The sequence below is a fragment of the Kitasatospora phosalacinea genome (genome assembly GCF_000716545.1).
Taxonomy (GTDB): domain Bacteria; phylum Actinomycetota; class Actinomycetes; order Streptomycetales; family Streptomycetaceae; genus Kitasatospora; species Kitasatospora phosalacinea.
Genome location: NZ_JNWZ01000023.1, coordinates 1 through 25,691, shown reverse-complemented (window position 1 = coordinate 25,691; position 25,691 = coordinate 1). Strand labels below are relative to the sequence as shown.

At 75.3% G+C, this 25,691-nt stretch carries 20 protein-coding genes and 3 tRNA genes; 13 read left to right on the top strand and 10 right to left on the bottom strand.

What is annotated here, in order from left to right:
• The first annotated feature begins 139 nt into the window (after window positions 1–139).
• The 3 genes from OO48_RS14100 (at window position 140) to OO48_RS14090 (ending at window position 1,630) form a co-directional block, all read left to right on the top strand.
• On the top strand, window positions 140–667 hold the full coding sequence (locus OO48_RS14100; protein ID WP_081952111.1) for a ribonuclease domain-containing protein: 528 nt from the start codon (window positions 140–142) through the stop codon (window positions 665–667).
• 118 nt (window positions 668–785) lie between these two features.
• Complete coding sequence (locus OO48_RS14095; RefSeq protein WP_033215887.1) at window positions 786–1,277, top strand: hypothetical protein; 492 nt, start codon at window positions 786–788, stop codon at window positions 1,275–1,277.
• A complete protein-coding gene (locus tag OO48_RS14090) occupies window positions 1,274–1,630 on the top strand; it encodes a transcriptional regulator (RefSeq protein WP_033215885.1) in 357 nt (118 codons plus the stop codon). Before OO48_RS14095 ends, OO48_RS14090 begins: the two co-directional genes overlap by 4 nt.
• A gap of 213 nt (window positions 1,631–1,843) precedes the next feature.
• Here the strand turns inward: OO48_RS14090 and OO48_RS14085 are convergent, their stop codons facing one another.
• Window positions 1,844–2,599, bottom strand: coding sequence for a GNAT family N-acetyltransferase (locus tag OO48_RS14085; protein ID WP_033215884.1), 756 nt, complete (start codon window positions 2,597–2,599; stop codon window positions 1,844–1,846).
• A 651-nt stretch (window positions 2,600–3,250) separates the two neighbouring features.
• Here OO48_RS14085 and OO48_RS14080 point away from each other — a divergent pair.
• Both OO48_RS14080 and OO48_RS14075 read left to right on the top strand, forming a co-directional pair.
• Window positions 3,251–4,192 (top strand): PAC2 family protein, encoded by a 942-nt coding sequence (locus tag OO48_RS14080; protein ID WP_033215883.1) that lies wholly within the window; start codon window positions 3,251–3,253, stop codon window positions 4,190–4,192.
• Between the two features lie 12 nt (window positions 4,193–4,204).
• Complete coding sequence (locus OO48_RS14075) at window positions 4,205–5,149, top strand: SGNH/GDSL hydrolase family protein (RefSeq protein WP_245194640.1); 945 nt, start codon at window positions 4,205–4,207, stop codon at window positions 5,147–5,149.
• A 73-nt stretch (window positions 5,150–5,222) separates the two neighbouring features.
• On the opposite strand, the gene nirD is transcribed toward OO48_RS14075, so the two are convergent.
• Together nirD and nirB are read right to left on the bottom strand one after the other, a co-directional pair.
• The gene (gene nirD / locus OO48_RS14070; protein WP_033215880.1) at window positions 5,223–5,570 is read right to left on the bottom strand and encodes a nitrite reductase small subunit NirD; all 348 of its coding nucleotides are present in this window, start codon (window positions 5,568–5,570) and stop codon (window positions 5,223–5,225) included.
• Entirely contained in the window at window positions 5,567–8,194 is a 2,628-nt protein-coding gene (gene nirB / locus OO48_RS14065) for a nitrite reductase large subunit NirB (RefSeq protein WP_033215878.1), read from the bottom strand. Before nirB ends, nirD begins: the two co-directional genes overlap by 4 nt.
• A gap of 456 nt (window positions 8,195–8,650) precedes the next feature.
• On the opposite strand from nirB, the gene OO48_RS38275 reads away from it, so the two are divergent.
• Both OO48_RS38275 and OO48_RS14050 read left to right on the top strand, forming a co-directional pair.
• Window positions 8,651–11,422: a hypothetical protein gene (locus tag OO48_RS38275; RefSeq protein WP_157845449.1), complete on the top strand. Its 2,772-nt coding sequence runs from the start codon at window positions 8,651–8,653 to the stop codon at window positions 11,420–11,422.
• A 250-nt stretch (window positions 11,423–11,672) separates the two neighbouring features.
• Complete coding sequence (locus OO48_RS14050) at window positions 11,673–12,425, top strand: sirohydrochlorin chelatase (protein ID WP_051732113.1); 753 nt, start codon at window positions 11,673–11,675, stop codon at window positions 12,423–12,425.
• A gap of 118 nt (window positions 12,426–12,543) precedes the next feature.
• Here the strand turns inward: OO48_RS14050 and OO48_RS14045 are convergent, their stop codons facing one another.
• Together OO48_RS14045 and OO48_RS14040 are read right to left on the bottom strand one after the other, a co-directional pair.
• On the bottom strand, window positions 12,544–13,887 hold the full coding sequence (locus tag OO48_RS14045) for an MFS transporter (protein WP_245194639.1): 1,344 nt from the start codon (window positions 13,885–13,887) through the stop codon (window positions 12,544–12,546).
• Window positions 13,884–14,498, bottom strand: a complete 615-nt coding sequence (locus OO48_RS14040; RefSeq protein WP_033215870.1) for an ArsR/SmtB family transcription factor — start codon at window positions 14,496–14,498, stop codon at window positions 13,884–13,886. Before OO48_RS14040 ends, OO48_RS14045 begins: the two co-directional genes overlap by 4 nt.
• 159 nt (window positions 14,499–14,657) lie before the next feature.
• Between OO48_RS14040 and OO48_RS14035 the strand changes: the two genes are divergently transcribed.
• The 3 genes from OO48_RS14035 to OO48_RS14025 all read left to right on the top strand — a co-directional run bounded on the left by OO48_RS14035 (window position 14,658) and on the right by OO48_RS14025 (window position 19,276).
• The gene (locus tag OO48_RS14035) at window positions 14,658–15,929 is read left to right on the top strand and encodes a deoxyguanosinetriphosphate triphosphohydrolase (protein WP_033215868.1); all 1,272 of its coding nucleotides are present in this window, start codon (window positions 14,658–14,660) and stop codon (window positions 15,927–15,929) included.
• A 38-nt stretch (window positions 15,930–15,967) separates the two neighbouring features.
• Window positions 15,968–17,884, top strand: coding sequence for a DNA primase (gene dnaG, locus OO48_RS14030; RefSeq protein ID WP_033215867.1), 1,917 nt, complete (start codon window positions 15,968–15,970; stop codon window positions 17,882–17,884).
• Between the two features lie 171 nt (window positions 17,885–18,055).
• Entirely contained in the window at window positions 18,056–19,276 is a 1,221-nt protein-coding gene (locus OO48_RS14025; protein ID WP_033215866.1) for an RNA polymerase sigma factor, read from the top strand.
• Window positions 19,277–19,322: 46 nt separating this feature from the next.
• Here the strand turns inward: OO48_RS14025 and gad are convergent, their stop codons facing one another.
• The 3 genes from gad to OO48_RS14010 form a co-directional block, all read right to left on the bottom strand.
• A complete protein-coding gene (gene gad, locus OO48_RS14020; RefSeq protein ID WP_033215865.1) occupies window positions 19,323–20,729 on the bottom strand; it encodes a glutamate decarboxylase in 1,407 nt (468 codons plus the stop codon).
• Between the two features lie 88 nt (window positions 20,730–20,817).
• Window positions 20,818–22,257, bottom strand: a complete 1,440-nt coding sequence (locus OO48_RS14015; protein WP_033215864.1) for an FGGY family carbohydrate kinase — start codon at window positions 22,255–22,257, stop codon at window positions 20,818–20,820.
• 120 nt (window positions 22,258–22,377) lie between these two features.
• Complete coding sequence (locus tag OO48_RS14010; RefSeq protein WP_033215863.1) at window positions 22,378–22,671, bottom strand: hypothetical protein; 294 nt, start codon at window positions 22,669–22,671, stop codon at window positions 22,378–22,380.
• 311 nt (window positions 22,672–22,982) lie between these two features.
• On the opposite strand from OO48_RS14010, the gene OO48_RS14005 reads away from it, so the two are divergent.
• Window positions 22,983–23,055, top strand: a tRNA-Asn gene (locus OO48_RS14005).
• Between the two features lie 5 nt (window positions 23,056–23,060).
• Window positions 23,061–23,133, top strand: a tRNA-Asn gene (locus tag OO48_RS14000).
• A gap of 110 nt (window positions 23,134–23,243) precedes the next feature.
• On the opposite strand, the gene OO48_RS13995 is transcribed toward OO48_RS14000, so the two are convergent.
• Both OO48_RS13995 and OO48_RS38270 read right to left on the bottom strand, forming a co-directional pair.
• Window positions 23,244–24,017, bottom strand: coding sequence for a trypsin-like serine peptidase (locus tag OO48_RS13995; protein ID WP_033215861.1), 774 nt, complete (start codon window positions 24,015–24,017; stop codon window positions 23,244–23,246).
• A 161-nt stretch (window positions 24,018–24,178) separates the two neighbouring features.
• Window positions 24,179–24,622, bottom strand: a complete 444-nt coding sequence (locus OO48_RS38270; RefSeq protein ID WP_157845448.1) for a hypothetical protein — start codon at window positions 24,620–24,622, stop codon at window positions 24,179–24,181.
• 304 nt (window positions 24,623–24,926) lie between these two features.
• Between OO48_RS38270 and OO48_RS13985 the strand changes: the two genes are divergently transcribed.
• Window positions 24,927–25,000 (top strand) — tRNA-Ile (locus OO48_RS13985).
• The last annotated feature ends 691 nt before the right edge of the window (window positions 25,001–25,691 follow it).

Below are 25,691 nucleotides of genomic sequence, written 5' to 3'. Positions count from 1 at the left end.
CGGCGGCGTTCCCCACCCGCTCCCGTGACTACCAGGACCGCCCGGACCGCCGTCCGCCGTCCGTCCCGCGCACCTGGGCGGGCGCCGCGTGCCGTCCGCCGCGTGCCGTCCGGGTGAGCGGGTGCGGCAGGCTGGGGCCATGAACAGCCGAAACCGCCTGATCGGCCTCATCGCCGTGGTCCTCCTCGGCATCGCCGCGGGCGTCGCCGCCCTGCTGAACAGCGGGAACGACCCGGACGGGGCGAGCAGCGCGAAGTCCCCGCCCGCCGCGTCCGCCTCCGCGTCCGCTTCCGCCACCCGAGGCGGAACCACGGGCGCCCCCAAGCCCTCGGCCCCGGCCAAGTCGCCCACCGCCCAGGGCGCCTGGACGCCCACCGATCCGGCGCTGGCCGACGTCTGCCGCGGCAAGCTGCCCGCCCAGGCCCTCGACACCCTCGGTCTGGTCGCCCGGGGCGGCCCCTACCCGTACCGCTCGGACGGCGTCGTCTTCGAGAACAGGGAGGGCCGGCTGCCCCGTCAGAACAAGGGCTACTACCACGAGTTCACCGTGGTCACGCCCGGGTCGGGCGACCGCGGGACCAGGCGGATCGTCACCGGGAGCACCGGCGAGCAGTACTGGACGGCGGACCACTACGCGACCTTCCAGGAGATCGATCCGCGCTGCTGAGCACCCCGCTGACGGACCGTCGGAAAATTAGTTTCCGTCCGGGAAAGTATGTGCCACAGTGGGAGCACTTGATCCGGCAGCGGGCCGGATTCGACGGCGAGTCCGCCCGGGGGAACAGATGGTTGACGACCAGCAGCACGAACAGTCGGAGGAGTTCACTCCCGCGCAGGCGTTGGAGCTCGCCCGGCGCGCGCGGGCCGCCGCCCGGCGGCCGGCGCCGATGCCCTGGTGGTACGGCCCCGGGGTGGGTGCGGCCCTCGCGGGCTACTGCGCGGCGATCGGACAGAGCTTCGAGCGGCAGGCGCAGTGGTTGATACCGCTGTGCGTGGCCGCCCTCGTGGCGGTGCTGGCGGCGATAGTGCGGGTCGCCACGCGTTCCAGCGGTGTCGCCGCACGGCTCGAGAGGACCAAGCTTCCGCCGAACGTCCTGCGGGCGCTCGGCCTGACCGTCCTGTTGGCGGTGCTGGCCTGGTTCGGCACCTGGCTGGCCACCGGCGAGCAGGGGTGGTCCATGGCCGTCGCGGGCGCGGTCGCCGGCCTGGCCGTGTGGGGCGTCATCGCCATGGCCAACCGAGAAATCAAGGAGCAGAGCATGAGCAGCGAGCGGTGAACGGGCTCGACCCGATACTCCACCAGCCCACCAGGCTCACCGTCCTGGCCTTCCTCAGCGGGTGCCAGGAAGCCGAGTTCTCCGTCGTCCGCGACTACTGCCAGGTCTCGGACTCGGTGCTCAGCAAGACGGCGGCGGGCCTGGAGACGGCCGGCTACCTGCGGGTCCGCAAGGGCTACGTCGGGAAGCGGCCCCGCACCTGGCTCTCCGCGACCCGACAGGGCCGCACCTTGCTGACGGCGCACCTCGCGGCGCTCCAGCAACTGGCCGCCGCCGCGGAGGCGGCCGGGTCCGCGTCCGGTTCCGGAGCCGGGTCGGACGGGAGCGAGAGCGGTAGTGGGGACGCGGGCTGAGCCGGGGCGGAGAACGGGCGAGCCTGGCGGAGTGTCAGGAGGATCACACCCGGGAGCGAGGATCGCACCCAGGAGCGGAGGTGGGCCCGGCCCAGTGCTGCCCGTGTTCCTTGACAACTCGACAGAGTGCCGAGAACCCCCGGGAGGAACCGGCCCGGGCGGGTGCGCCACACCACCGGTGTCGCGCACCCGCCCGGGACCGGGACGACCGGCTCAGGCCGCCGGCATGAGGGAGCCGCCGATCATCGGATCGGAGACCAGGGAGCCGCCGTGTCTAAGGCACTCCTGGTTGAGGGGCGCCCGGTCCGGGGCGCTGGGCGAGGTCGCGGCGGCGATCCGCAGCTCGATGATGTCCCGGACGGCGGGCCACTCCTCGTCCAGGATCGAGTAGAACGCGGTGGACCGGACCACCCCGTCCAGGCCGCGCGAGTGCGCCCGGCGCACCCCCTCGGAGGTGGCGCCCAGCCGCTCGATGGCGATCCGGGAACGGGTGTTGCGGGCGTCGGCCCGCAGCGAGATCCGCTGCACCCGCCACACCTCGAAGGCGTGCCGCAGCATCAGCAGCTTCGCCTCCGTGTTGATGCCGGTGCCCTGCGCCCGGGGGGACAGCCAGGTGTTGCCGATCTCCGCGGCGTCGGGCACCGCCTCCAGCGGGTCGCCGTGCGGCACGCCCGGCGCGGGCGGCCAGACCAGCGGGCCCTGCCAGTAGTCCAGTTCCAGGAACCGGGTGGACCCCACGACCCGGTTGTCGGCCGTGCTCACGGTGGCGAAGGGCATCGACCGGCCGGCCGCCCGATCGGCGAGGGCGCGGGCGATGTACTCCCGGGCGGCCTCCAGTCCGTGCGGGACGGGGGTGAAGGCGTAGGTCGTACGGTCCTCGGAGCCTGCCACGGCCAGGGCCGCGGCGTGGTGCTCGGCGAGGGGCTCCAGCCGCACGGTGCGGCCGTAGAGGGTGACGGGTACGGGCACGGATCCTTCGGTCCTTCGGCGTCGTCGGGGCCCGCGTGCCGGGTTCGCGGCGCGAGGGCTGTGGGCGTGTCGCCCCGGCCCCGGGGAACGGCCGCCCGGGGGCGCTACGCCAGAGGCTCGGGCGTGCGGCGGGACGGCGGCCCGGAGGCGGGCAGCGCGGTGCCGGTACGGACACGGGTCGACGGACCGATCCGGCGGGATGAGCGACGGGACAGTGTGCGTCCGCGAGATGGCCGAGAGAGAAACGAGATCACGAAGCGAAGCAGGCGGCCAGGTGAAGGCAAGGTGCGCATGGGATGACTGGCATCGCAACGGACCGGGGCGTGGCCCACGACGTGACAGACGGCGTGGCGCGACGACGCGACGATGCGAGGCAGCGAGAGGACGATACCCGCCAGAAGGCGGTGCGTCACTTCGCGGCGCGCCAACGGGGGCACACGGGTCATTCCGGTCCGCCGCGACGTTCCGCCGCCGTACCGGCGGGCCCGCGTGCCACGCCTGCGACCAGGTGCTTTGCCCGGAGGTGAGAGGATTCGAGAGACGGCGTGAAGACTCGTGCGGGGGTGGGAATTCCGACGAGCCGTCGCACGCTGGACAGATCAGATCCGAAAGCATTCCGAGACGACGAGACGGAACGGGGATGGGTGCGCCGTGCGTGATCCCAAGGAGCTGTACGAACTGGAACCGCAGGGTGTGACCGCCCTGGCGGCGGCCCGCGCCGCCGCCGAGGCCGGCACCGGCCTGGTGCTGCTGTACCACTTCGAGGGCTTCATGGACGCCGGCGAGGCGGGCGGCCAGGTCGTGGCCCACCTGCTGGAGCAGGGGTCCCCGCAGGTGGTGGCCAGGTTCGACCACGACAGGCTGGTCGACTACCGGGCCCGCCGCCCCGCCATGACCTTCGACCGCGAGACCTGGACGGACTACGACCCGCCGGAGATCCTGCTCCAGTTGGTGCGCGACTCGGTGGGCGCGCCCTTCCTGGTGCTCACGGGCCCCGAGCCGGACACCGAGTGGGAACTGTTCGCGGCCGCCGTCGGCGACCTGGTGGAGCGGTTCGAGATCCGGCTCGCGCTCTCCTTCCACGGCATCCCGATGGGTGTCCCGCACACCCGCCCGGTCGGCCTCACCCCGCACGGCAACCGGGTCGACCTGGCCGCTGGCCACCCCAAGTGGTTCGACCAGGCGCAGGTGCCCGGCAGCGCCCAGGCGCTGGTCGAGTACCGGCTCGGCGAGGCCGGGCACGACGTCCTGGGCTTCGCGGCGCACGTTCCCCACTACATCGCCCGCTCGTCCTACCCGGCGGCCGCGGTGGCGATCCTGGAAGCCACCCAGTCCGCCACCGGCCTGGTCCTGCCCGGCAGCGAACTGCGCACCCGGGTCAACGAGGTCTACGCCGAGATCGAGGACCAGCTCTCCCAGGGCGACGGCGAACTGCGCTCGGCGATCCAGGGCATGGAGGGGCAGTACGACGCGGTCTCCGGCGCCGTCGACCGCGAGAGCCTGCTCGCGGAGGCCAGCGACCTCCCCTCGGCCGACGAGCTCGGTCGGAGGTTCGAGGAGTTCCTGGCCGAGCACGAGCGCGGCGCCGAGTAGGTGCGCCGCCGGTTGCCGGCCGCCGCGGCGGCCCTGGCCGGGGCCGTCCTGATCGGCACCGCCGGGTGCGGCGCCGGGCGGACCTCCCCGGTGCCGGAACCCCGGCGGCCCTCCCCGACGCCCTCGGCCACCCGGGCCGCCGTCACCGGGCCGTACGTGGCCCTGGGGGACTCCTACACCTCGGGCCTGCGGATCCCGCCCCAGAGCGGCTCCCCGCAGGGCTGCGGCCGCTCGGGCGCCAACTACCCGTCCCTGGTGGCTCGGCGGCTCGACCTCGAGGAGTTCACCGACGTCAGCTGCAGCGGCGCCCGCACCGGCGACCTGACGGCGGCCCAGCCGACCGACGACGGGACCAACCCGCCCCAGCTGGACGCGCTCGGCGCGGCCACCCGGCTGGTGACGCTCGGGATCGGCGGCAACGACGCCGGCTTCCTCGACGTGCTGGGCCGCTGCGCGGTCGAGAACGTCCGGCACGGCCTGACCGGCCGGGGCGACGACGCGCCCTGCCGGGCGTACTACACGACCGGCGCCGGGCGGGGCGAGGTGCAGCGGAAGTTGGCGGCCACCGGCGAGCGCCTCACCGCCGCCCTCGGCGAGATCAAGCGGCGGGCCCCGCAGGCCGAAGTGCTGCTGGTCGGGTACCCGGCCCTGCTGCCGCAGGACCCGGCCCGCTGCGCCGGGACGCTGGGCGAGGGCATCGCCGCCGCCGACGTCGACTTCGTCTCCGAGCAGGAGCAGGACTTGAACGGCATGCTCCGGCAGCGGGCCGAAGCCGCCGGGGTGGTCTTCGTCGACACCTACTCCGCCTCCGCCGGCCACGACATGTGCGAGGCCGTGGGCACCCGCTGGATAGAGCCGCTCGCCGCCGAGCAGGGGCTGGCGCCGATCCACCCCAACGCCCAGGGGCAGCAGGGCATGGCCGCCGCCGTCCTGGCCGCGCTCCGGCAGCAGCACTGACCTCGCCCCCGTCGGCGGGACGACGGGGGCGAGGCCGGTCAGAGGGGTGGAACGGGCGGGCGTCCGCTCCCGGTCAGACGGAGCGGGCCGCGTGGACGGCGATCCGGACGCCCTCGTCGTCCAGGCACTCCCCGGTGGCCAGGTCGAAGCGCTGCTTGAGCAGCGGCGAGGCCACGTAGACCCGGCCGTCGGAGGTGGAGCCGAGCAGGCCGCGGGAGAGGACGTACGCGCCGGTGAACGGGTCGCGGTTGTCGACGGCGTAGAGGCGGTCGCTGCCGTCGCGGAACACGGCGGCCTGGCGGCCGTCCGGCAGCAGGACGGCGACGCCGCGGCCGGGGACCAGCAGGTCCCAGTCACAGACCGGGGACCAGCCGGCGGCGGAGAGCAGTTCGACCCGGGTGGCGGTGGCGGTGGCGGTCATCGGGCTTCCTCCAGGATTCGGGCGGCCGGGAACGGGGCGTTGTCGGGGTCGAGGGCGGCGAGCAGCTGCTCCTCGGTGGCCAGCAGCACCAGGTCCGGCTTGACCTGGTCGCGCTCGGGCACGAAGCGGATGCTCGGGTCGGGCACCCCCGGGGCGTTGACGAAGGAGACGAACCGGCGCATCCGGTCGGGGTCGGCCAGGGTCGCCGCCCACTCGTCCTGGTAGTCGCCGATGTGGCGCGCCATCAGCGCCTCCAGTTCGTCGGCGATGCCCAGCGAGTCCTCGACCACCACCTCGCGGACGTGGTCCAGGCCGCCCTCGATCCGCTCCAACCAGGTGGAGGTGCGCTCCAGCCGGTCGGCGGTGCGGATGTAGAACATCAGGAACCGGTCGATCAGGCGGACCAGTTGCTCGTCGTCCAGGTCCTGCGCGAGCAGGTCGGCGTGCCGGGGCGTGGCGCCGCCGTTGCCGCCCACGTACAGGTTCCAGCCGTTGGTGGTGGCGATGACGCCGAAGTCCTTGCCGCGGGCCTCGGCGCACTCGCGGGCGCAGCCGGAGACCGCGGACTTGAGCTTGTGCGGCGAGCGCAGGCCGCGGTAGCGCAGCTCCAGCTGGATCGCCATGGCGACCGAGTCCTGCACGCCGTAGCGGCACCAGGTGGAGCCGACGCAGGACTTCACCGTGCGCAGGGACTTCCCGTACGCGTGGCCGGACTCGAAGCCCGCCGCGACCAGCCGGCTCCAGATCATCGGCAGCTGGTCCACGCTGGCACCGAACAGGTCGATCCGCTGACCGCCGGTGATCTTGGTGTAGAGGCCGAACTCCTTGGCCACCTCGCCGATCACGATCAGCTTGTCCGGGGTGATCTCGCCGCCCGGGATGCGCGGCACCACCGAGTAGGAGCCGTTCTTCTGCAGGTTGGCCAGGAAGTGGTCGTTGGTGTCCTGCAGGGCGCCCTGCTCGCCGTCCAGGATGTGCCCGGAGGCCTCCAGCACGGGTGCCAGCGAGGCGATGATCGAGGCGACGGTCGGCTTGCAGACCTCGCAGCCCTCGGAGCCCTCCGGCGCCCGGCCGTGCTCGGCGAGCAGCCGGCGGTGCGTGGAGATCCGCTTGACCAGGACGATCTCGTAGAGCTCGGCCCGGGTGTGGGCGAAGCACGGGCACAGGCCCCGGTCGACCTCGACGCCGCTCGCCTCCAGCTCGTCCGCGACGATCGTGCCGAGCAGCTTCACGCAGGAGCCGCAGTTGGTGCCGGCCCGGGTGCACTTCTTCACCTCGGGGACGGTGGTGCACTGGTGGTCGGTGACGGCCGCCCGGATCGTGCCCTTGGTGACGTTGTTGCAGCTGCAGACCACCGCGTCGTCGGGCAGCGCGGAACCGCCGAGCGAGACGGCGGTGTCCGCGCCGGCCGGCAGGACCAGCGACTCGGCGGGGACGGGCAGCGGCCGCCCGGTGCCCGTCAGCGGGCGCAGGGTCGCGTAGGCCGAGGCGTCGCCGACCAGGATGCCGCCGAGCAGCGCCCCCTCGGCGGTGACCACCAGCTTCTTGTAGACGCCGGAGCGGGAGTCGGAGTACACCACGTCCAGCGAGCCGGGCGTGCTGCCGAAGGCGTCGCCGAAGCTGGCCACGTCCACGCCGAGCAGCTTGAGCTTGGTGGAGAGGTCGGCGCCGGTGAACGGCTGCACGGCCTGCTCGGCCAGCTGCCGGGCCACCGAGACGGCCATCTCGTAGCCGGGGGCGACCAGGCCGTACACCCGGCCGTCCACCGCGAGGGCGCACTCGCCGATGGCGAAGACGTGCGGGTCGGAGGTGCGGCAGTGCTCGTCGATCGCGATGCCGCCGCGCTCGCCGACCGCCAGGCCCGCCTCGCGGGCCAGCTGGTCGCGGGGGCGGACACCGGCGGAGAACACCACCAGGTCGGTCGCCAGCTCGGAGTCGTCGGTGAAGGACATGCCGACCGCGCGCCCGTCGGCGACGGTGATCGCCTTGGTGCCGATGCCGGTGTGCACCACCACGCCCATCGACTCGATGGTCCGCCGCAGCGCGGCCCCGCCGGCCTCGTCGACCTGGACGGGCATCAGCCGCGGCGCGAACTCCACCACGTGGGTCTCCAGGCCCAGGCCCTTCAGCGCGCCGGCGGCCTCCAGCCCGAGCAGGCCGCCGCCGACCACCGCACCGACCCGGGCCCCGGCCGCGTACGCCTCGATCGCCTGCAGGTCCTCGATGGTCCGGTAGACGAAGCAGCCCTCGGCGTCCCGGCCGTCCACCGGAGGGACGAAGGGGTAGGAGCCGGTGGCCAGCACCAGGGTGTCGTAGGAGAGGGTGCGCCCGGCGGCCGTGGTGACGGTCCGGGCCGCCGGGTCGAGCGAGACGGCGGGGGAGGAGAGGTGCACCTCGAACCCGTGCCGATCGGTGAAGCCCTCTTCGGCGAGCAGCAGGTCGTCCGCGCTCCGACCGGAGAAGTAGGAGGTCAGGCCGACCCGGTCGTAGGCGGGCCGGGGTTCCTCGGCGAGGACGACGACCCGGTAGCGGGCGGCGGCCCCGGCCTCGGCCAGGGCCTCCAGGAAGCGGTGGCCGACCATGCCGTAGCCGACCAGGAGCAGTGTGGGCTTGGTGGTGGTCATCGGGGAGTCCCTCCGAGGTCGTGCTCCGGACGGTGGGCGGTCGGAGCTGTCGGGCAGGCCGGGTGCCGACCGGATCACCGTCGGCCCGGTGGCGCAGCGCACCTCCGGTCCCGCCGGAGGCCTCGACCGGGCGGGGTCTTCGACGGCCCGCGACCCGGTCGCTGTCGTGGCACCGAGCATGCTCGGGGGGTGTTTCCCGACCGGGGCCGCCCTGTTTCACGGCCGGAACTTCGGCCTCAGCGGCGCCGGGCGGTGGCTGTGAGAGCGCCCCGGCACCGACGGCACCGGGCGGCCCGGGCCCGGCCCCATAGCAGGTGGCGGGCCTGCTCGGAGCCAGGACCGCCGATTCGGAACGGGATTCGCGGAGAAGTCGGTACGAGGGGGTGAGGGAGTGCGTACTCTGCACGCAGGGGAGCGGATTCGAAGATCCGATCCGCGTCCGGCCGGGGAGCTGGCATGACAACAGACGTGCGGGGGAGGGGCCGGGCGGCCCACTCCGAGGTGCTGCGCGAACTCCTGCTGCTCTGGGAAGAGGCCCGTCGGGCCGGCGGCCGGTCGATCACCCAGAAACGGTTGGCCGGGGCCGGTGGCGTCAGTCCGTCCACCCTGCACGGCTGGCTCTCCGGGCGCTCGGTGCCCCGCGAGGCGGACCGAATCGCCGCGGTGGCGGGGGAGTTGGCCCGCGCCGCGGGCCGGCCGGTGCGGCAGGCCTCCTACTGGTCCGCGCTCCTGGAGGCCGACCGGGTCCGGGCCCGGCTCCCCCGGCAGCGGGCCGGGCACCCGCCGGGCGAACCGGCTCCCGGAGCGCCGTGCCCGTCCGTGCGGCGATCGGCGGCCGGCCGGGGAACGGCGGTCGTCCGCGCCGCGGACGGCACGGGCCGCTGGGCCAGGCCGACGGCGGTCGCCGGAACGGGCGGCGGTGCCCGCCGAGGCACCGGCGGCGGGCCGGGGCCGGCCGGAGCACGGCTGGTGAACCGCTACCGCACGGCGCCACCGGGCGCCAGGGCGGTCGTCGACGCCGCGCTGGACGCGGTGCGCCTCGGCCACCGCCCGGTCCTGCCGGCGGCGCTGCTGGCCGCGTCCGCCCCGCACTACCTGACGCCCCGGGAGCGCGACGCCCTGCGCCCGGGCTGGGTGGCCGACGGGCTGGAGTACCTGCGCACGGCGGTCCCCGGCACGGGCGCGCTGCTGACGGCGGGCGACCCGGCGGCCGTCCGGGCCGGCGCCGTCCGGGTGCCGCGCGGCGCCGTGGCACCCCGGGGTGCGGGGACCACCCGCACGGTCGGCGGTCACGAGGTGCGGCTCGCCGAAGCCCTGGTGCGGCAACTGCGGCCGGAACGGGAAGGGCGCGCCGTCCCCGCCGGGCTGTGGAAGTCCCTGGCCCGGTACGCCCACCCCGCCGACCGGTCCGCCCTCGCGCGGTCGGCGGCGACCCGCGGGCTCACCCGGATCGCGGTCGGGCTCTGCGCCTCGGCCGCCGAAGCCGGAGACCCCGCCGCGCTGTCGCTCGGTGCCGCCCTGCTCGCCGAGGCGGGCCGGACGGCCGAGGCCGCCGACTGGTACGCCGCGGCGGCCGACCGGGGAGTGCCGGAGGCCGCGCTGCGGGCGGCCGAACTACTGGAACGCGACGGCAGGTTCGAGCAGGCGGTCGACTGGTACGACCGGGCCGCGCTGGCCGGGAGCACCGACGCCCACTGCCGGGGCGCCGAACTCCTCGGCCGCTCCGGCGGGGTCGCACCCGCACTGCACCGCTTCGAGGCGGCCGCCCGGGCCGGCCACCGCACCGCCCGCCACCGGGCCGGGCGGCTGCTCGCCGAACTCGGCCGCGGCGACGAGGCCCTGGAGTGGCTCGCCCGGGCGGCGGCCGACGGACACCCCGAAGCGGCCGCCGACTGCGCCAGGCTCTGCGCCGCCGCGGGCCGGACCGACCAGGCGGCCGACTGGTGGGAACGGGCCTGGGCACAGGGCGCGGTGACCGGCGTGCACGAGGCCGCCGGGATGCTGGAGGCGGCGGGCCGGATCGACGAGGCGGCCGCCTGGTACGAGCGCGCGGCGACCCGCGGCGACGAGACCGCCTGGCACGAGGCCGCCGCCCTGCTCGCCCGGCACGGCCAGTACGGCAACCCGCCCTGGTACGCGCACATCGGCGACCCGCAGGCGCTGCGCGACCGCGCCGAGCGGTACGAGCGGGACGGCGACCCGGACGGGGCGCTGGACTGCTACCGGAGGGCGGCCGAAGCGGGCAGCGAGACCGCCCTGTTCCAGGCCGCCGACCTGCTGGAGCGACAGGGCGACAGCACCCGCGCCGTGCATTGGTACGAACGCGCCGCCGCCCGTGGCGACGCCTACGCGATGCGCGAACTCGGCCGACTGCTGGGCGAACTGGGCCGCTCCCGGGAGTCCGCCGGCTGGTACCGGGCTGCGGCCGCGGCGGGCGACCGGCGCGCCCTGCTCGCCGTCGCCCATGCCCACCCCGCCGTCGCCCGCCCCGCTGCCGCGCCCGCTTCCGCCGCCGTCCTGCTCGATACCGTTCCGCCCGGCGCCGTCCTGCTCGATACCGTTCCGCCCGGCGCCGTCCCGCTCGCGCCGAGCCTCGAACGGTGGGTGCCGCAGGTGGCCGCCGGTCCGGCCGCGCACCCCGTACCGGCGGCCGCACCCGCCGACCGGCCCGGTCCCGTGACGCTGGACGAGGCGGTGGAACTGCTCGTGGAGGCCGGTCGGCCCTTCGAAGCCGGGCTGCTGCGGGGTGTCGGCGGCACGGAGCCGGAGCGGCTGCGCGAGGCGTCCCGGATGCTGTCCGGGTCGACCTGCGGGGACCGGGCCATCGCGTGGGTGCAACGGCTCGCCGACGCGGGTGACGGGCGGGCCGTCCGGGAGGCCGCCGAGATGCTGGAGAGCCGGGGCCGGATCGACGACGCGCTCGCCTGGTACGAGCGCGCGGCCGCCGAGGGCGACCGGGACGCGCTGCTCGCCGGGGCCAGGATGCTCGCCGAGCGTCGCCGGCCGCAGCCCGCCGCGGAGTGGTACCGGCGGGCCGCCGACGCCGGTGATCCGCTCGCCCACCGCGAGGCGCTGATGCTCCTCCAGGAGTACGACGCACCGACCGGGCCGGCGGTCGCGACCGCACCCGCCGCGGCAGCGCTCGCCGCAGCGCCGTCCGGCACCGCCCCGCCGGGTTCTCCGGGGTTCCCCCGGCAACCGGGGGCGCGCTCCCGGACGGAGCCCTGACCCGGATCCCCGGGCGAGACCCGCGCTCCCGCGCTCAGAACCGCATCCAGAACCGCATCCAGAACCGCATCCAGAACCGCGGCCAGAGCCGCGACCAGAACCCGGATCCGGCCCAGAACCCGGACCCGGCCCGGACCGCGCGCCACCGGCCGGGCCGCTCACCCCCGCGGGCCGGTCGGGTGAGAGCGGGGGAAACCACCCGTGACCGATGGGCAACCGGATCGAAACAGGCGTCCGGCAGGGTGGCGGAATGACCACCACGTCGCTCCCCGGCCGCCTCGCCCCGCTGCGGGTGCTGCACGCGGCCCGCCGCCCGGCCCTGGTGCTGGTGGCGCACGGCTCGCACGACCCGGCCGCGTCCGCCGAACTCGGCCGGCTGCACGCCCGACTGCGGAGGGCCAGGCCGGAGTTGGACATCCGGCTCGGGCACCTCGGCCTGAACGACCCGCTGCTGCCCGAGGTGCTGGACGGGCTGAGCGGCCGGGTGGTCCTGGTGCCGCTGCTGCTCGGCCGCGGCTACCACAGCAAGGTGGACATCCCCCGGACGCTGTCCGCCGCACCGCACCTGGTGGGGGAGTGCGCCCCGCCGCTCGGCCCGGACCCGCTGCTCACCGAGGTGCTGGCCGACCGCCTGGCGTCGGCCGGCTGGCGGGGCGAGCCCGTGGTCCTCGCGGCCTCCGGCTCCCGCGACCGGGACGCCGCCGGGGACACCGAGGCGCAGGCCGCGCTGCTGTCGGCCCGGCTGGGCGTGACCGTCCGCCCGGGGTACGTGGTGGCGAGCGGTCCGAGCGTGGCCGCGCGGGTCGCCGAACTCACCGCCGAGGGCCACCCGCGGGTCGCCGTCGCCTCCTACTTCACCGCACCGGGCGACTTCGCCCGCCTGGCCGCCGCGGCGGGCGGCGCACTGACCTCCGCCCCGCTGGGCGACCACCCCGCGCTGGCCGGGCTGGTCCTGGAGCGGTACCAGTCCCGCGTCGCCCGGGCCGTCCGGCTGGCGGGCTGACCGCCCGTCACCGTCGCTCCCGTCCGACCGGACCGTCCGACCGGGCCGTCCGGTGACCGGCCCCGGTCACCGGCCCCGGCTCCCGTCCGCCCCGGCACCGCCGGCGTCCGACCTCCGATCACGCCGCCGCCGGGGTGCAGTCCGCGCCGCCCGGCGCGCGGCGCTCGGTGGGCAGGTCGCGGACGCGGCGCATCGGCGAGCACCAGAGGATCAGCGCGGCCAGCGGCACGCCGACGGTCATCAGCCACATCGCGGGCCGCACGCCGAGCTGGGTGCCCAGGACGCCGGCCAGCAGCGCGCCGAGCGGGATGGAGCCGAAGTTGAGCACCGCGCTGCTGGCGGAGAGCCGGCCGAGCAGTTCCGGCGGGCAGTAGCGCTGCTGGAAGGTCGCCTTGATGACGTTCCCGGCGACGACCCCGCAGGAGGCGCCGAACCCGCCGATCAGGTACCAGGCCAGCCCGGTGCCGCGACCGGTCAGCGGGATCAGCACGGTCAGCGCGGGCAGGGCGAGTTCCAGCACCAGCATCGCCCGCGAGGTGCCGAGCCGGGCGGCGACCCGGCGGGCGACGGCCGCGCCGACGATGCCCCCGGTGGAGGCGGCCGCGACCAGCAGGCCGACGGTGCCCTCGCCGACGCCGACCTCGCGGATCAGGAAGACGACCAGGAGCGACTGGTAGCCGGTCAGGACCAGGTTGGACGCGGCGCCGAACAGCGCGAAGGTGCGGAACCAGACGTCGGAGCCGAGCAGCCGCAGGCCCTCGCCGATCTCCCGGCGCAGCGCCCGGCGGGACCGGCCGTCGCGCCGGGGCTCCCGGTGGCCGATCCGGGCGGTGCACCAGAGCGAGAGCAGGAACGTCGCGGTGTTGGCCAGCAGCCCGTTGACCGGCCCGGCCAACTGCGCGATCAGGCCGCCGCTGCCCAGCCCGACGATGCCCGCGGCCGAGGCGCTGCCGTGCAGCTTGGCGTTGCCCTCGGACCGGTCGGCGGGTTCGAGCAGTTGCGGCAGGTACGCGGTGTACGCGGTCTGGAAGAACACCCCGGCGGCTCCGGCGAGCAGCGCGACGACCAGCAGGTGCCACAGCGTCAGCACTCCGGCGAGCGCGGCCAGCGGGACGGTGGCGTACAGCAGCAGCGAGGCGGCAGTCGCGACGAGCATGATCGGGCGGCAGCGCAGCCGGTCCACCCACACCCCGGCGGGCAGGCCGATCAGCAGCCAGGGCAGCCAGCCCGCCGCGCCGAGCAGCCCGACCTGGAAGGTGCTCGCGTGCAGCGTGCTGACCGCGATCAGCGGCAGGGCCAGACCGGTGACCGCGGAGCCGTACTTGTTGGCGGTCTCGCCGACCCACAGCATTCGGAAGTCGCGGTTCCGCCGCAGCAGCCCGCCCGGTCCGGGCGCGGGCACAACGGCCACCGCGGGCGCGGGCGCGGGGGCGGAGGCAGGGGCGGGGCCGGGTGCGGTCATGGCCGGTCGGGGTCCTTTCGGGGCAGTGCCTGGATCTGGACGATGACCGGCCGCGCGGCCGGGTCGGGGGCGGCGTCCGGGTCGGGGGTGTGGCGGGTGACCACGGCGGCCAGCTCGTCGATGAGGGCCTGGAGCTGGGCGGGGGTGAGCCGCAGGTTGCTCCAGTCGGTGATGGAGCCGGTGCCGCGCCACTCGCCCTGCCAGTCGGCGGCCAGCGAGTCGGCGACCCGCTGGTACTGCCGGCGCAGGTTCTCGGCGTTGTACACCGAGAGCGCGGCGCGGGAGGCGGAGTCCTGGTCGAAGTCGGTGCCGGCCACCACGATGGCGCCCCGCGCGGCGCGCCACCAGCGTTCCCGCTTGGTGCCGCGGCCGAGCTCCTCCTCGATGAAGCCGTGCTCGGCGAGGTGCCGCAGGTGCCAGCTGATGGTGCCGGTGGACTCGCCGGTCCGCTCGGACAGCCGGGCGGAGGTGGCGGGGCCGTTCAGCCGCAGCTCGTCCAGCAGCCGCATCCGCAGCGGGTGGGCGAGCCCGCGCAGCGAACCCGCGTCCAGCTTGCGGCGCGGCGCGTCGGCGGACGACGGGAGCGGGTCTTCGGGGCGGTGCTCGTTCATGGCTCCAGAGTAGGTTGCAGAGGATCCTCTGCATAGACCTCTCTGCAGAGAATTCTCTGCAACTTCCGGCCGGGCGCCCGCCGCCGTCCTCCGCCCGCCACCTCCCGTTCGCGCGGCGCAGGACCGGATGTCCGTCATCCGGCGTACCGTGACTGGCATATGAAGAACACGGCGCCGTACGATCCGCAGTCCGAAGCACGCTGGGTGCCCGAGCCCGACAAACGGCCCGGCCGCACCGCCTTCCAGCGCGACCGCGCCCGGGTGCTGCACTCCGCCGCGCTGCGCCGGCTGGCGGGGACGACCCAGGTGGTCGCGCCGATGCGCAGCGACTTCCCGCGCACCCGGCTGACGCACTCGCTGGAGTGCGCCCAGGTCGGCCGCGAGCTGGGCGCGGCGCTCGGCTGCGACCCGGATCTAGTGGAGACCGCCTGCCTGGCCCACGACATCGGCCACCCGCCGTTCGGCCACACCGGCGAGGAGGCGCTCGACCAGGCCGCCGAGGCGTGCGGCGGCTTCGAGGGCAACGCCCAGTCGCTGCGCATCCTGACCAGGCTGGAGCCCAAGCGCTTCGCCCCGCAGGGCGACCCCGAGGTCCGGCTCGCCCCGTGGCCCGGCCGCAGCGTCGGCCTGAACCTGACCCGCGCCGCGCTGGACGCCGCGACCAAGTACCCGTGGGCGCGCGGGCAGCACCCCACCGACCCCGGCTCCACCAAGTACGGCGTGTACGGGGACGACCTGCCGGTGTTCCGCTGGATGCGCGCCGGCGCGCCCGACGACCGCAAGTGCTTCGAGGCGACCGTGATGGACTGGTCGGACGACGTGGCGTACTCCACCCACGACGTGGAGGACGGCCTGCAGGCCGGCCACATCGACCCGGCGGCGCTGGGTTCCCCCGTGGAGCGGGCCGAACTGTTCAAGATCGCCGAGCGCTTCGCCGAGGCCGATCCCGCCGAGTTCGACGAGGCGCTGGACCGGCTGCGCGCCGAGGACTGGTGGCCCTCCGGCTACGACGGCACCGCCCGCGCCCGGGCCGGCCTGAAGGACTTCACCAGCCAGCTGATCGGCCGCTTCTGCCTGGCCGCCGAGCAGGCCACCCGGGCCCGCTACGGCCCCGGCCCGCTCACCCGGTACGCCGCCGAGCTGGTCGTCCCGCGCGGCGTCCGGCTGGAGTGCGCGGTGCTCAAGGCGGTCGCCGTCCAGTACGTGATGCAGCGCGACGAGCAGGCCCAACTGCGCTCCCGCCAGCGGGTGGTGATCGCCGAGCTGGCCGACGCGCTGATGAACGGCGCCCCGCACCTGCTGGACCCGGTGTTCGCCGCCCAGTGCGAGGAGGCCGAGGACGACCGGGCCGCGCTGCGCACCGTGGTCGACCAGGTCGCCACCCTCACCGACGCCTCCGCGCTCGCCCTGCACGCCAAGCTGGTCGGCTAGCGCCCGGACTGTCGCACCCGCTCCCGTAGACTTCCCCGGTGGCCGGTCGGATCAGGGACGAGGATGTGCAGGCGGTGCGTGCCGCCCTGCCGATCGACGCCGTGGTCGGTGACTACGTGCAGCTGGCGGCCGGCGGCGGCGCGCAGCTGAAGGGCGTCTGCCCGTTCCACGACGAGAAGTCGGCCTCCTTCTACGTGCACCCGGGCAAGGGCGTCTTCCACTGCTTCGGCTGCGGCGAGTCCGGCGACACGATCACCTTCCTGATGAAGATCGAGCACTGCTCGTTCGCGGAGGCGGTCGAGCGGATGGCCGCCCAGGCGGGCGTCACCCTGCGCTACGAGGAGGGCGGCTACAGCCCGCGCCACCAGCAGGGCGAGCGGACCAGGCTGATCGAGGCGCACAAGGTGGCCGCCGCCTGGTTCCAGGAGCAACTGGCCACGCCCGAGGCGGAGATCGGCCGCCGCTTCCTGGCCGAGCGCGGCTTCGACGAGGCCGCCGCCAAGCACTTCGGGGTGGGCTACGCCCCGGTCGGCTGGGAGCACCTGGTGCGCTTCCTGCGCGGCCGCGGTTTCACCGACAAGGAGATCTCGGTGGGCGGCCTGGCCTCGCAGGGCCAGCGCGGCGGCCTGATCGACCGCTTCCGGGGCCGCCTGGTCTGGCCGATCCGGGACAGCTCGGGCGACGTGGTCGGCTTCGGCGCGCGCCGGCTGCGCGAGGACGACAACGGCCCGAAGTACCTGAACACCCCCGAGACGCCGATCTACAAGAAGTCGAACGTCCTGTACGGCATCGACCTGGCCCGCAAGGAGATCGCCAAGTCCGGCCGGGCGGTAGTGGTCGAGGGCTACACCGACGTGATGGCCTGTCACCTGGCGGGCGTCACCACGGCGGTGGCCACCTGCGGCACCGCCTTCGGCGAGGACCACATCAAGATCATCCGTCGGCTGCTGATGGACACCACCTCCACCGCGGGGTACCGCGGCGAGACGGTCTTCACCTTCGACGGCGACGCGGCCGGCCAGAAGGCCGCGCTGCGCGCCTTCGAGGACGACCAGAAGTTCGCCGCCCGCACCTCCATCGCCATCACCCCCGGCGGCATGGACCCGTGCGAACTGCGCCTGGCCCAGGGCGACGAGGCGGTCCGCACCCTGGTGGACAACCCCGTCCCGCTGTTCGAGTTCGCGCTCCGCTCGGCCGTCGCCCGCCACCGGGTGGACACCGCGGAGGGCCGCGCCGCCGCGCTCGAAGAGGCCGCCGGGATCATCGTCAAGATCAAGGACCGCTCGATCCAGCACGAGTACGCCGTCCAACTGGCCGGCATGGTCGGCATCCTGGACGAGCGCTTCGTGGTCAACCGGATCGCCCAGCTGGCCCGCTGGCAGCGCGAGAACCAGCAGAACGGCCAGCAGCGCACGCTGCGCCGCCCCGACGCCGCCCAGCCGCCGGCCCGCCCCGAGCGACCGGTCTTCCGGCTCAACCCGCGCGACCCGGCCCAGTTCGTGGAGCGCGAACTGCTCAAGCTCGCCCTCCAGCACCCCGACCTGGTCAGCCCGGCCTTCGACCAGTACGGCGAGGACGAGTTCCCCACCCCGCCGTACCGGGCCGTCCGCCGCGCCATCGGCCAGGCCGGCGGCACCGCGTACGGCGCGAGCCTGCCCGACTTCACCGCCGCCGTCCGCGAGGCCAGCCCGGACGACCAGGTGCGCGGCCTGGTCACCGAGCTGACCGTCGAACCGATCCGCTCCCGCCGCAAGGCCGACCAGGTCTACGCGGGCGAGTTCCTGGTCAAACTGCGCCTGCAGGCCGTGGACCGCCGGATCGACGAGGTCCGCGCCCACCTGCGCCGGCTCGGCGACCGCGCCACCGCCGAGGAGCAGCACCCGGTGCAGAGCGAACTGTGGGCCCTGCAGCAGTACGGGCAGCAGCTCCGCTCCCGCGGCGCCGCCGCGCTCTGACCCGACCGGTCCCCGCCGGTTCCCGACCCGTCGTCAACTCCCGGCACCCGCAGGCCCGCCGGGTGCCGCCCGGTCACCTCGGGGCCGCTCGCAGGTGCCCGGGCCCGCCGGGCTGGGTATCCCCTGGGGTGTGGCGCGGCAACCCCCAGGCCGCGCGCGGCCCCCGGAGGGATGCCCGTGGAGCTTTCCGTTGCCCGCCCGCCCCAGACCGCCCCCGTCCGGGACACCGCGATCCCGCCCCAGCCCGGCCCGTCCGGCGTCGAGCGCACCCCCGCGCAGCCGGACGCCGGACCGGCCCCCGTCCGACCGGCCCCCGCGCACCGGGCCGATGCCGCCGTCCCGGAGCCCGCAGCCGGGGCCGAGCCCGCCGCCGAAGCCGAGCCCACCGCCGAAGCCGAGCTCGCCGCCGAGCCCGAGCCCGGGCCCGCCGTCGAGGAGTTCGTCGAGGAGCCGCCGGAGCCCGCGCTGGACGAGGGCACCGGCCCGGCGGCCGACCTGCTGCGCCAGTACCTGCGCGAGATCGGCCGGGTCCGGCTGCTGACCGCCGTCGAGGAGGTGGAGCTGGCCCGCGCCATCGAGGCCGGCCTGTTCGCGGAGGAGGCGCTGGACCGCCTCCAGGGCGCCGACGAGCGCCTGCTCGGCGACCTGGACCGGCTGGTGGTGCTCGGCCGGATCGCCAAGCGCCGCCTGATCGAGGCCAACCTGCGGCTGGTCGTCTCGGTCGCCAAGCGCTACGTCGGGCGCGGCCTGACCCTGCTCGACCTGGTGCAGGAGGGCAACCTGGGCCTGATCCGGGCGGTGGAGAAGTTCGACTACGCGCGCGGCTACAAGTTCTCCACCTATGCCACCTGGTGGATACGCCAGGCGATGAGCCGCGCCCTGGCCGACCAGGCCCGCACCATCCGGGTGCCGGTGCACGTGGTGGAGCTGATCAACCGGGTGCTGCGGGTGCAGCGCTCGCTGCTCCAGGAGCGCGGCGTGGAGCCGACGCCGGCCGAGGTCGGCGAGGTGCTGCAGCTGACGCCGGAGCGGGTCCGCGAGATCCTCAAGCTCGCCCAGGAGCCGGTCTCGCTGCACACCCCGGTCGGCGAGGAGGACGACGTGGCGCTCGGCGACCTGATCGAGGACGCCGACGCCGCCTCGCCCGCCGAGAGCGCCTCCTTCCTGCTGCTGCGCGAGCACCTGGACGCGGTGCTGGCCACCCTGGGCGAGCGCGAGCGGCAGGTGGTCCAGCTCCGCTACGGCCTCGACGACGGCCGCCCGCGCACCCTGGAGGAGATCGGCCACCTGTTCGGGGTGACCAGGGAGCGGATCCGGCAGATCGAGGCGAAGACGCTCGGCAAGCTCCGCGACCACGCCTTCGCCGACCAGCTCCGCGGCTACCTGGACTGAGCCGCGGAGCACCGCCCGGCCCCCGGGTCGGCGGGCCGGCGGCGGGTCAGTGGTGGAACCCGCTGCTCTTGGGCATCCCCAGCTCGCTGAGCGGTGCGGGCTGGCGCTGCAGCTCGGGCAGCAGCCGCCGCAGGTCGGCCAGCAGCAGGTCCGCCAGGTCCCGGGTGAACCCGTTGCGACAGACCACCCGCAGCACCGCCAGGTCGGTCCGGTTCTCCGGGAAGGTGTACGCGGGCACCTGCCAGCCGCGCTCGCGCAGCCGCCGGGAGACGTCGAACACGTCGAACGGGCAGTCGTCGGCGGTGGTGAACGCGAACACCGGCAGCTGGTCGCCCCTGGTGATCAGCCGGAACGGCCCGAGCTTCTCGACCTCCGTCGCCAGGTACCCGGCGACGTCCCGGCAGGCCTGCTGGATCGCGTGGAACCCGGCGAACCCGAGCCGCAGGAACGCGTAGTACTGGGCGACCACCTCCGCGCCCGGCCGGGAGAAGTTCAGCGCGAAGGTCGGCATCTCGCCGCCCAGGTAGTTGACCTTGAACACCAGCTCCTCGGGCAGCGCCGCGCCGTCCCGCCACAGCGCCCAGCCGACGCCGGGGTACACCAGGCCGTACTTGTGGCCGCTGGTGTTGATCGAGGCCACCCGGGGCAGCCGGAAGTCCCACAGCAGGTCCGGGTCCAGGAACGGCGCGACCATGCCGCCGGACGCCCCGTCCACGTGCACCGGCACGTCCAGCCCGGTGCGCTGCTGGAGGTCGTCCAGGGCGGCGCAGATCTCGGCGATCGGCTCGTACGAGCCGTCGAAGGTGGAGCCGAGGATGCCGACCACGCCGATGGTGTTCTCGTCGCAGTGCGCGACCGCCTGCTCGGCGTCCAGGTGGAAGCGCTCGCCCTCCATCGGGACCAGCCGCGCCTCGACCTCCCAGAAGTTGCAGAACTTCTCCCAGCAGACCTGCACGTTGACGCCCATCACCAGGTTCGGCCGCGCCCCGGCCGCGTACCGGTCGGCGTTGCGGGCCATCCAGCGCCGCTTGAGCGCCATGCCGGCGAGCATGCACGCCTCGCTGGACCCGGTGGTCGAGCAGCCCACCGCCGCGGCCGGGTCGGGCGCGTGCCACAGGTCGGCGAGGATCGCCACGCAGCGCCGCTCCAGTTCGGCGGTCTGCGGGTACTCGTCCTTGTCGATCATGTTCTTGTCGCGGCACTCGGACATCAGCCGGTCCGCGTACTCGTCCATCTGGGTGGTGACGAAGGTCGCCAGGTTGAGCTTGGCGTTGCCGTCGAGCATCAGCTCGTCGTGGATCAGCTGGTAGGCGACGGGCGGCGGGACCGGCACCCGGGGCAGCTGGTGCAGCGCCGGGGCCTGCTGCATCGCGCCCAGCGGATCGGTCAGTACGTGCAGCGGGCTGAACGGCAGCCGCTTCTCCTCGTCCTTCTTGCCCTTGTGCAACGCCATGGCGGAACGTCCCTCCACTCGTGGAACCTCCACGGTGGCACCGGGCCGGGGCTCCCGCACGCGCACCCGCGCGCGGGGGCACGGAGGGTCAGGAGGCGGCGGTCTCCGGGTGGTACTGCTCGCGCAGCGCCGCGAACTGCTGGCGCACCGCGCTGCCGACCGCCAGGTCGTGCTCCTGCTCGGGGGCGAGCACCGCCAGGTCGGGCAGCTCCCAGTGCGGGGGCTCCGGCGTCCCGGCGAGCGCCCAGGCGGCCTGCCGGGCCGCGCCGCGCGCCGCGTGGTCGCCGCCCGGCGGGGGCACCACCACGGGCAGCCCGAACAACTGCGGCGCGATCTGCCGCACGGCGGGCAGCCGCCCGGCCGTCCCGAGCAGGAACACCCGGTTCACCGCCACCCCGTGGCCGCGCAGCACGTCCAGCGCCTCCGCCAGGTTGCACAGCATGCCCTCGACGGCGGCCCGCGCCACGTGCTGCGGCGCCATCGACTCGGCCCGCAGCCCGGTCAGGGTGCCCGCCGCGTGCGGCAGCTTCGGCGTCCGCTCGCCGTCCAGGTACGGCAGGAACACCATGCCGTACGCGCCGGGCGAGGACTGCAGGGCCAGCTCGGACAGGCCGGCCAGGTCGGTGCCGAGCAGCGCGGCCGTGGAGCGCAGCACCTGCGCCGCGTTCAAGGTGGCCACCATCGGCAGGTGCCGGCCGGTGGCGTCCGCGAACGAGGAGACCAGGCCGGACGGGTCGACCACCGCCCGGTCGTGCACCGCGAAGATCGTCCCGTTGCCGCCCAGCGACACCACCGCGTCGCCCAGGCCCAGGCCCAGGCCGAGCGAGGCCGCCATGTTCTCCCCGGTACCGGCCGAGATCAGCAGCCCTTCGGGGGTGTGCCCGGCGGGCTCGGCCGGACCGAGCACGTCCGGGACGGCCAGCTCGTGGCCGAGCGCCAGCTTGATCAGGTCCTGCCGGTACTCGCCGGTGACCGGCGACCAGTAGCCGGTGCCGGAGGCGTCGCCGCGGTCCGTGGTGCGCCGCTTGGGGCCGCCCAGCAGCTGGGAGACCAGCCAGTCGTGCGGCAGCAGCACCTCGGCGATCCGCTGCGCCGACACCGGCTCGAACTCGGCCAGCCAGCGCAGCTTGGCGATGGTGTACGTGGGCCCCGGCACCGCGCCGATCGCCTCCGCCCAGGGCTGCGGCCCGCCCAGCGCGTCCAGCAGCGCGGCCGCCGAACCCGCCGAGCGGGGGTCGTTCCACAGCAGTGCGGGCCGCACCAGCACGCCGCCGGCGTCCAGCCCGATCAGGCCGTGCTGCTGCGCGGACGCCCCGATCGCCCGGACGCCCTCCAGCAGGCCCCCGGCGGCGGCGTCACCCAGCGAGTGCAGCCAGTTCTGCGGGTCGACCTCGGTGCTCCGGGCGTCCTCGCCCTCGGGCAGCGGATGCGGGGCCCGGCCCTGCCGGAGCACGGCGCCGGTGTCGGCGTCGCACGCGACGATCCGGGTGCGAGTGGTGGAGCTGTCGATGCCCGCGACGATGGCCATGCCGAGATCATGCCGCAGTCGACGGCCGGGGCGGGCCCGACTGCCGCAAGTGTTGCCCAGTCGGTACCGGAACCACCCCGTCCGGCGACCGTCCGCCCCGGCCCGGCGGGGCGGACCGGCTCAGGGGCGGACGGTGCCCCAGCCGTCGTCCTCGCCGTGCTGCTTGGCGAAGTACGGGACGCGCTCGGTCAGCGCGTTCGGCAGCTTCTCGCCGACCTTGTCGGCGACCGCCCCGGCGGCCTTCCCGGCGACCGCGCCCGCCTGCTGCTTGGCCTTCTCCGCCGCGTCCTGCACCCGCGGGTTCTCCCGCACGTGCCGGGCCGCGCCGGCCAGCTGCTCGTACCGTTCGCGCCCGGCCCGGGTACCGAGGACGTACCCGATCCCGAGGCCCACGATCAACGACACCTTCCACATGCCTGGGTACCACCCTTCGTCGCCGCGCGATTGTGTGCCGCGTCTACCCGTCCGACCGGGTCGTGAACCGCCCTGCCGGTGGCGGGTCCGGACCGGCCGGAGCCGCCGTGCACCAGCATCCCCGTCCGCACCCCGGGGCGCGCGCGGGGCGCGCCGGGCCCGGCCGCCGCCGGGAGGCGCCCGAGGTGGGGGAGGGGGCCGGGCAAAGCGATTGGCGGAACACCCCCCTGAGTGCGCTAATGTATGTCCCGCAGCGAGCGCCGCAGGCCTGGAGCGATCCGGACACCGGGGCGGTCGTGGCGGAAGTACGATCCTCCATAGCTCAATTGGCAGAGCAGCCGACTGTTAATCGGCAGGTTATTGGTTCGAGTCCAATTGGAGGAGCGCGGTCCCCCATAGCTCAATTGGCAGAGCAGCCGACTGTTAATCGGCAGGTTATTGGTTCGAGTCCAATTGGGGGAGCTTCACCGGAAGTCGCGGTGATCGGTACAGAGCGAAGGCCCCCGGCCCTGCCGGGGGCCTCCGTGTTTTCCCGCCCGCGCTGCCCCGCGCCCCGTCCCGGCCCGGCACCCTCAGCCGGCGGCCCGCCGGTACAGGTCGGCGACGTGCGCGTCGAAGACCACGCTGTACGAGGTGTCGGCGGTGTCGCCGCCCTCCTGGTAACCCCCTATCACCCCGGTCACCTGGCCCGCGTCGGTGACCCACGGGCTGCCGCTGGTGCCGTTGGTGAACCCGGCGCAGTCGAAGCGCTGCTGGGTGGGGCCGTGCGCGGCGGTGCGGGCCCGGCAGGTGATCGGGGCGTCGGCCTCGTTGGGGTAGCCGGTGACGGTGACCTCCTGCCCGGGGACGAGGCCGGCGGCGAACGCGTCGGCACCGACCGCGTCCTCGACCTGCCGACCCTCGAGCGGGGCGACGGCGAGGAAGGCGACGTCGTCGTCCTCGGCCTGCCCGTTCTCCCAGCCGGGGGCGACGGTGATCCCGGTGACCTGCCAGACGCCGTGCGGGGCCAGGCCGTCCCGGTAGCCGGGGGCGAACACCAGGCCGCCCAGCCGGACGCCGTCGGGCGCCGCGCAGTGGGCGGCGGTGACCAGCAGGTTCCGGCCGGGGCTGTGCACCACCCCGGCGGTGCAGGCCCGGGCGCCGTCGGGGCCGCCGACGAACAGCGCGCCGATCCGGTCGGCGGCCGTCCCGGCCGGAGCGGGGGCGGCGGCGGCCCGCTCCGGCGCGCCGCTGGCCCGCCCGGTGGAGCCGCAGCCGGCCACGGCCGGCAGCAGGGCCAGCGCGGCGGCCGCGGCGGCTGCGGTGGCCCGGAGCGGGCGGCCCGGCCCGGGGGTGGTGCGCGGCACCGGTGCTCGCTTCCGTTCGGCGGCCCGCCCGGGGTGCCGGACGGCGGTCGCAGCAAGATCTACCAGGGCCCGCGCGGGCCGGGCAACCACCTTCCCCCGGCCGTTCGCGAGCGGCCGGGGGAAGGCCCGGTGCAGGGCCCGGCGGGGGCGCTGACGCGGAGTCACGAGCCGTCGGGCGCCTGCGCGCGGAGCGCCCGCACCGGTTCGCCGAAGTAGCCGGAGCAGCCGCCGTGGGAGGTGCCGGCGCGGGTCCTGGAGGTGCCGCCGGTGATCAGTCGCCCGGCGCCGCCCGGGTGCCCGGCGGCCCGCGCCGCCAGCGTCCGGCCCTGATCGGCGCCGAGCCGGTCAGCGCCCGGCACCGCCCGCACCTGCCGCCCGCTCCGCGGCCGCACGGCCGCGAAGGCCGCGCCCCCGCCCGGGGCGCCGGGCGCCGCGTCGATCGGCCGGACGCCCGACGGGGTGTCACCGTCCCGGTCGCCGGGGGCGGACACCGTGCCGGAGGCGCGAGTGGTGCCCCGGTGTTCGCCGAGTGCCGCGAGCGGTCGCGCACGGCTGGAGCCGGCCGCCGCGGCGGCCGGGGACACCGCCCGCACCATCGCACCCAAGGACCGCTCCATCCCGGCCACCCGCTCCCGCTCGCGCCGATCAGGGGTCCAGCCTCACCCGTCGGCGGGCGGCCCGCCACCGCCGTCGCGCCGCCCGCGACGGGGAATCGGCGGGGAATCGGCGGGGACCGGCGCCCGTCGACGGGGCGGCGTCGGCGGTGTGGAGGGGGGGCGAACCGTGCGTACTCGGATGCGCCCCCGGCGCGCACCACGGGTGATCGACCGGCTATGCTGCCGGGGGCGGCCCTGAGGGGCCGTCTGTTGCTGCCGGGACCGCGTCGTCGGCCCCGGCGGGTCGAGTCGGGGGGCGGTAGCTCAGCCGGTTAGAGCAGGGGACTCATAATCCCTTGGTCGTGGGTTCGAGTCCCACCCGCCCTACCTCGGCCGCTGACGGCGAGTCAGCTAGACCGGCTCCCTGACCAGCGAAAATCCTTGACCCCCGCGCAGATCATAGGGGAAGACCGGGCCCGGGGTGCATTCTCGGCCACCGAATTCCCCCTCCTGGGGGAACCGCGGGGGAACAGCAGCCGGGGCCGTCCCCGTGGAAGCCCTCGCCGGATCCGGCCGACGACGAGTCGATGCGCTCCGCTCCTCTGGAGCCCCTCGTGCACGGACCGCGGAGGAGGGGCCGACGGCGCACGAACCGGTCCGATCTGCCGGTGCGGTCCTGCTGTGCTCGGCCCCGCCGTGGCCCGGGGTCCTCGGGAGGCGTCCCGAACCGGGTTCCGAGGTTCGTCTGTTGCCGACGGAGCAGGGCGCTGAGCTGGGAGGACGCGGGCGGGGGCGGTCGCGCATCGACCGATCGGCCGATGCGGGGGTCCACCGGAACGCTCGCCGGATCAGGCCGGTCCGCCGATGGGGCGGGGCCGGGGGCCGGGCAAACATGGAGTCAGGACGCCGACCCCGCCCGCCCCCACCCGTCGCCCCCGCATCTGTTGAGGCATCCCGTGCTGTACCTGCCGTCCCTCAGGAGGAGTCTCAATGACCGAGTCAAGCTGCCTGCGCGTCCGGATCGGGGGTGAAGATCCGGTTGTCGCGCAGGAGTGCCCACAGGACGCTGACGCGTCGG

Bases quoted from the DNA above. Each gene is read 5' to 3' on its own strand.
- OO48_RS14100 (WP_081952111.1), top strand. From the start codon at position 140: ATGAACAGCCGAAACCGCCTGATCGGCCTCATCGCCGTGGTCCTCCTC.
- OO48_RS14095 (WP_033215887.1), top strand. From the start codon at position 786: ATGGTTGACGACCAGCAGCACGAACAGTCGGAGGAGTTCACTCCCGCG.
- nirD (WP_033215880.1), bottom strand. From the start codon at position 5,570: ATGACCGCCACCGCCACCGCCACCCGGGTCGAACTGCTCTCCGCCGCC.
- nirB (WP_033215878.1), bottom strand. From the start codon at position 8,194: ATGACCACCACCAAGCCCACACTGCTCCTGGTCGGCTACGGCATGGTC.
- OO48_RS38275 (WP_157845449.1), top strand. From the start codon at position 8,651: ATGACAACAGACGTGCGGGGGAGGGGCCGGGCGGCCCACTCCGAGGTG.
- OO48_RS14050 (WP_051732113.1), top strand. From the start codon at position 11,673: ATGACCACCACGTCGCTCCCCGGCCGCCTCGCCCCGCTGCGGGTGCTG.
- OO48_RS14045 (WP_245194639.1), bottom strand. From the start codon at position 13,887: ATGACCGCACCCGGCCCCGCCCCTGCCTCCGCCCCCGCGCCCGCGCCC.
- OO48_RS14040 (WP_033215870.1), bottom strand. From the start codon at position 14,498: ATGAACGAGCACCGCCCCGAAGACCCGCTCCCGTCGTCCGCCGACGCG.
- OO48_RS14035 (WP_033215868.1), top strand. From the start codon at position 14,658: ATGAAGAACACGGCGCCGTACGATCCGCAGTCCGAAGCACGCTGGGTG.
- OO48_RS14025 (WP_033215866.1), top strand. From the start codon at position 18,056: ATGCCCGTGGAGCTTTCCGTTGCCCGCCCGCCCCAGACCGCCCCCGTC.
- gad (WP_033215865.1), bottom strand. From the start codon at position 20,729: ATGGCGTTGCACAAGGGCAAGAAGGACGAGGAGAAGCGGCTGCCGTTC.
- OO48_RS14015 (WP_033215864.1), bottom strand. From the start codon at position 22,257: ATGGCCATCGTCGCGGGCATCGACAGCTCCACCACTCGCACCCGGATC.
- OO48_RS14010 (WP_033215863.1), bottom strand. From the start codon at position 22,671: ATGTGGAAGGTGTCGTTGATCGTGGGCCTCGGGATCGGGTACGTCCTC.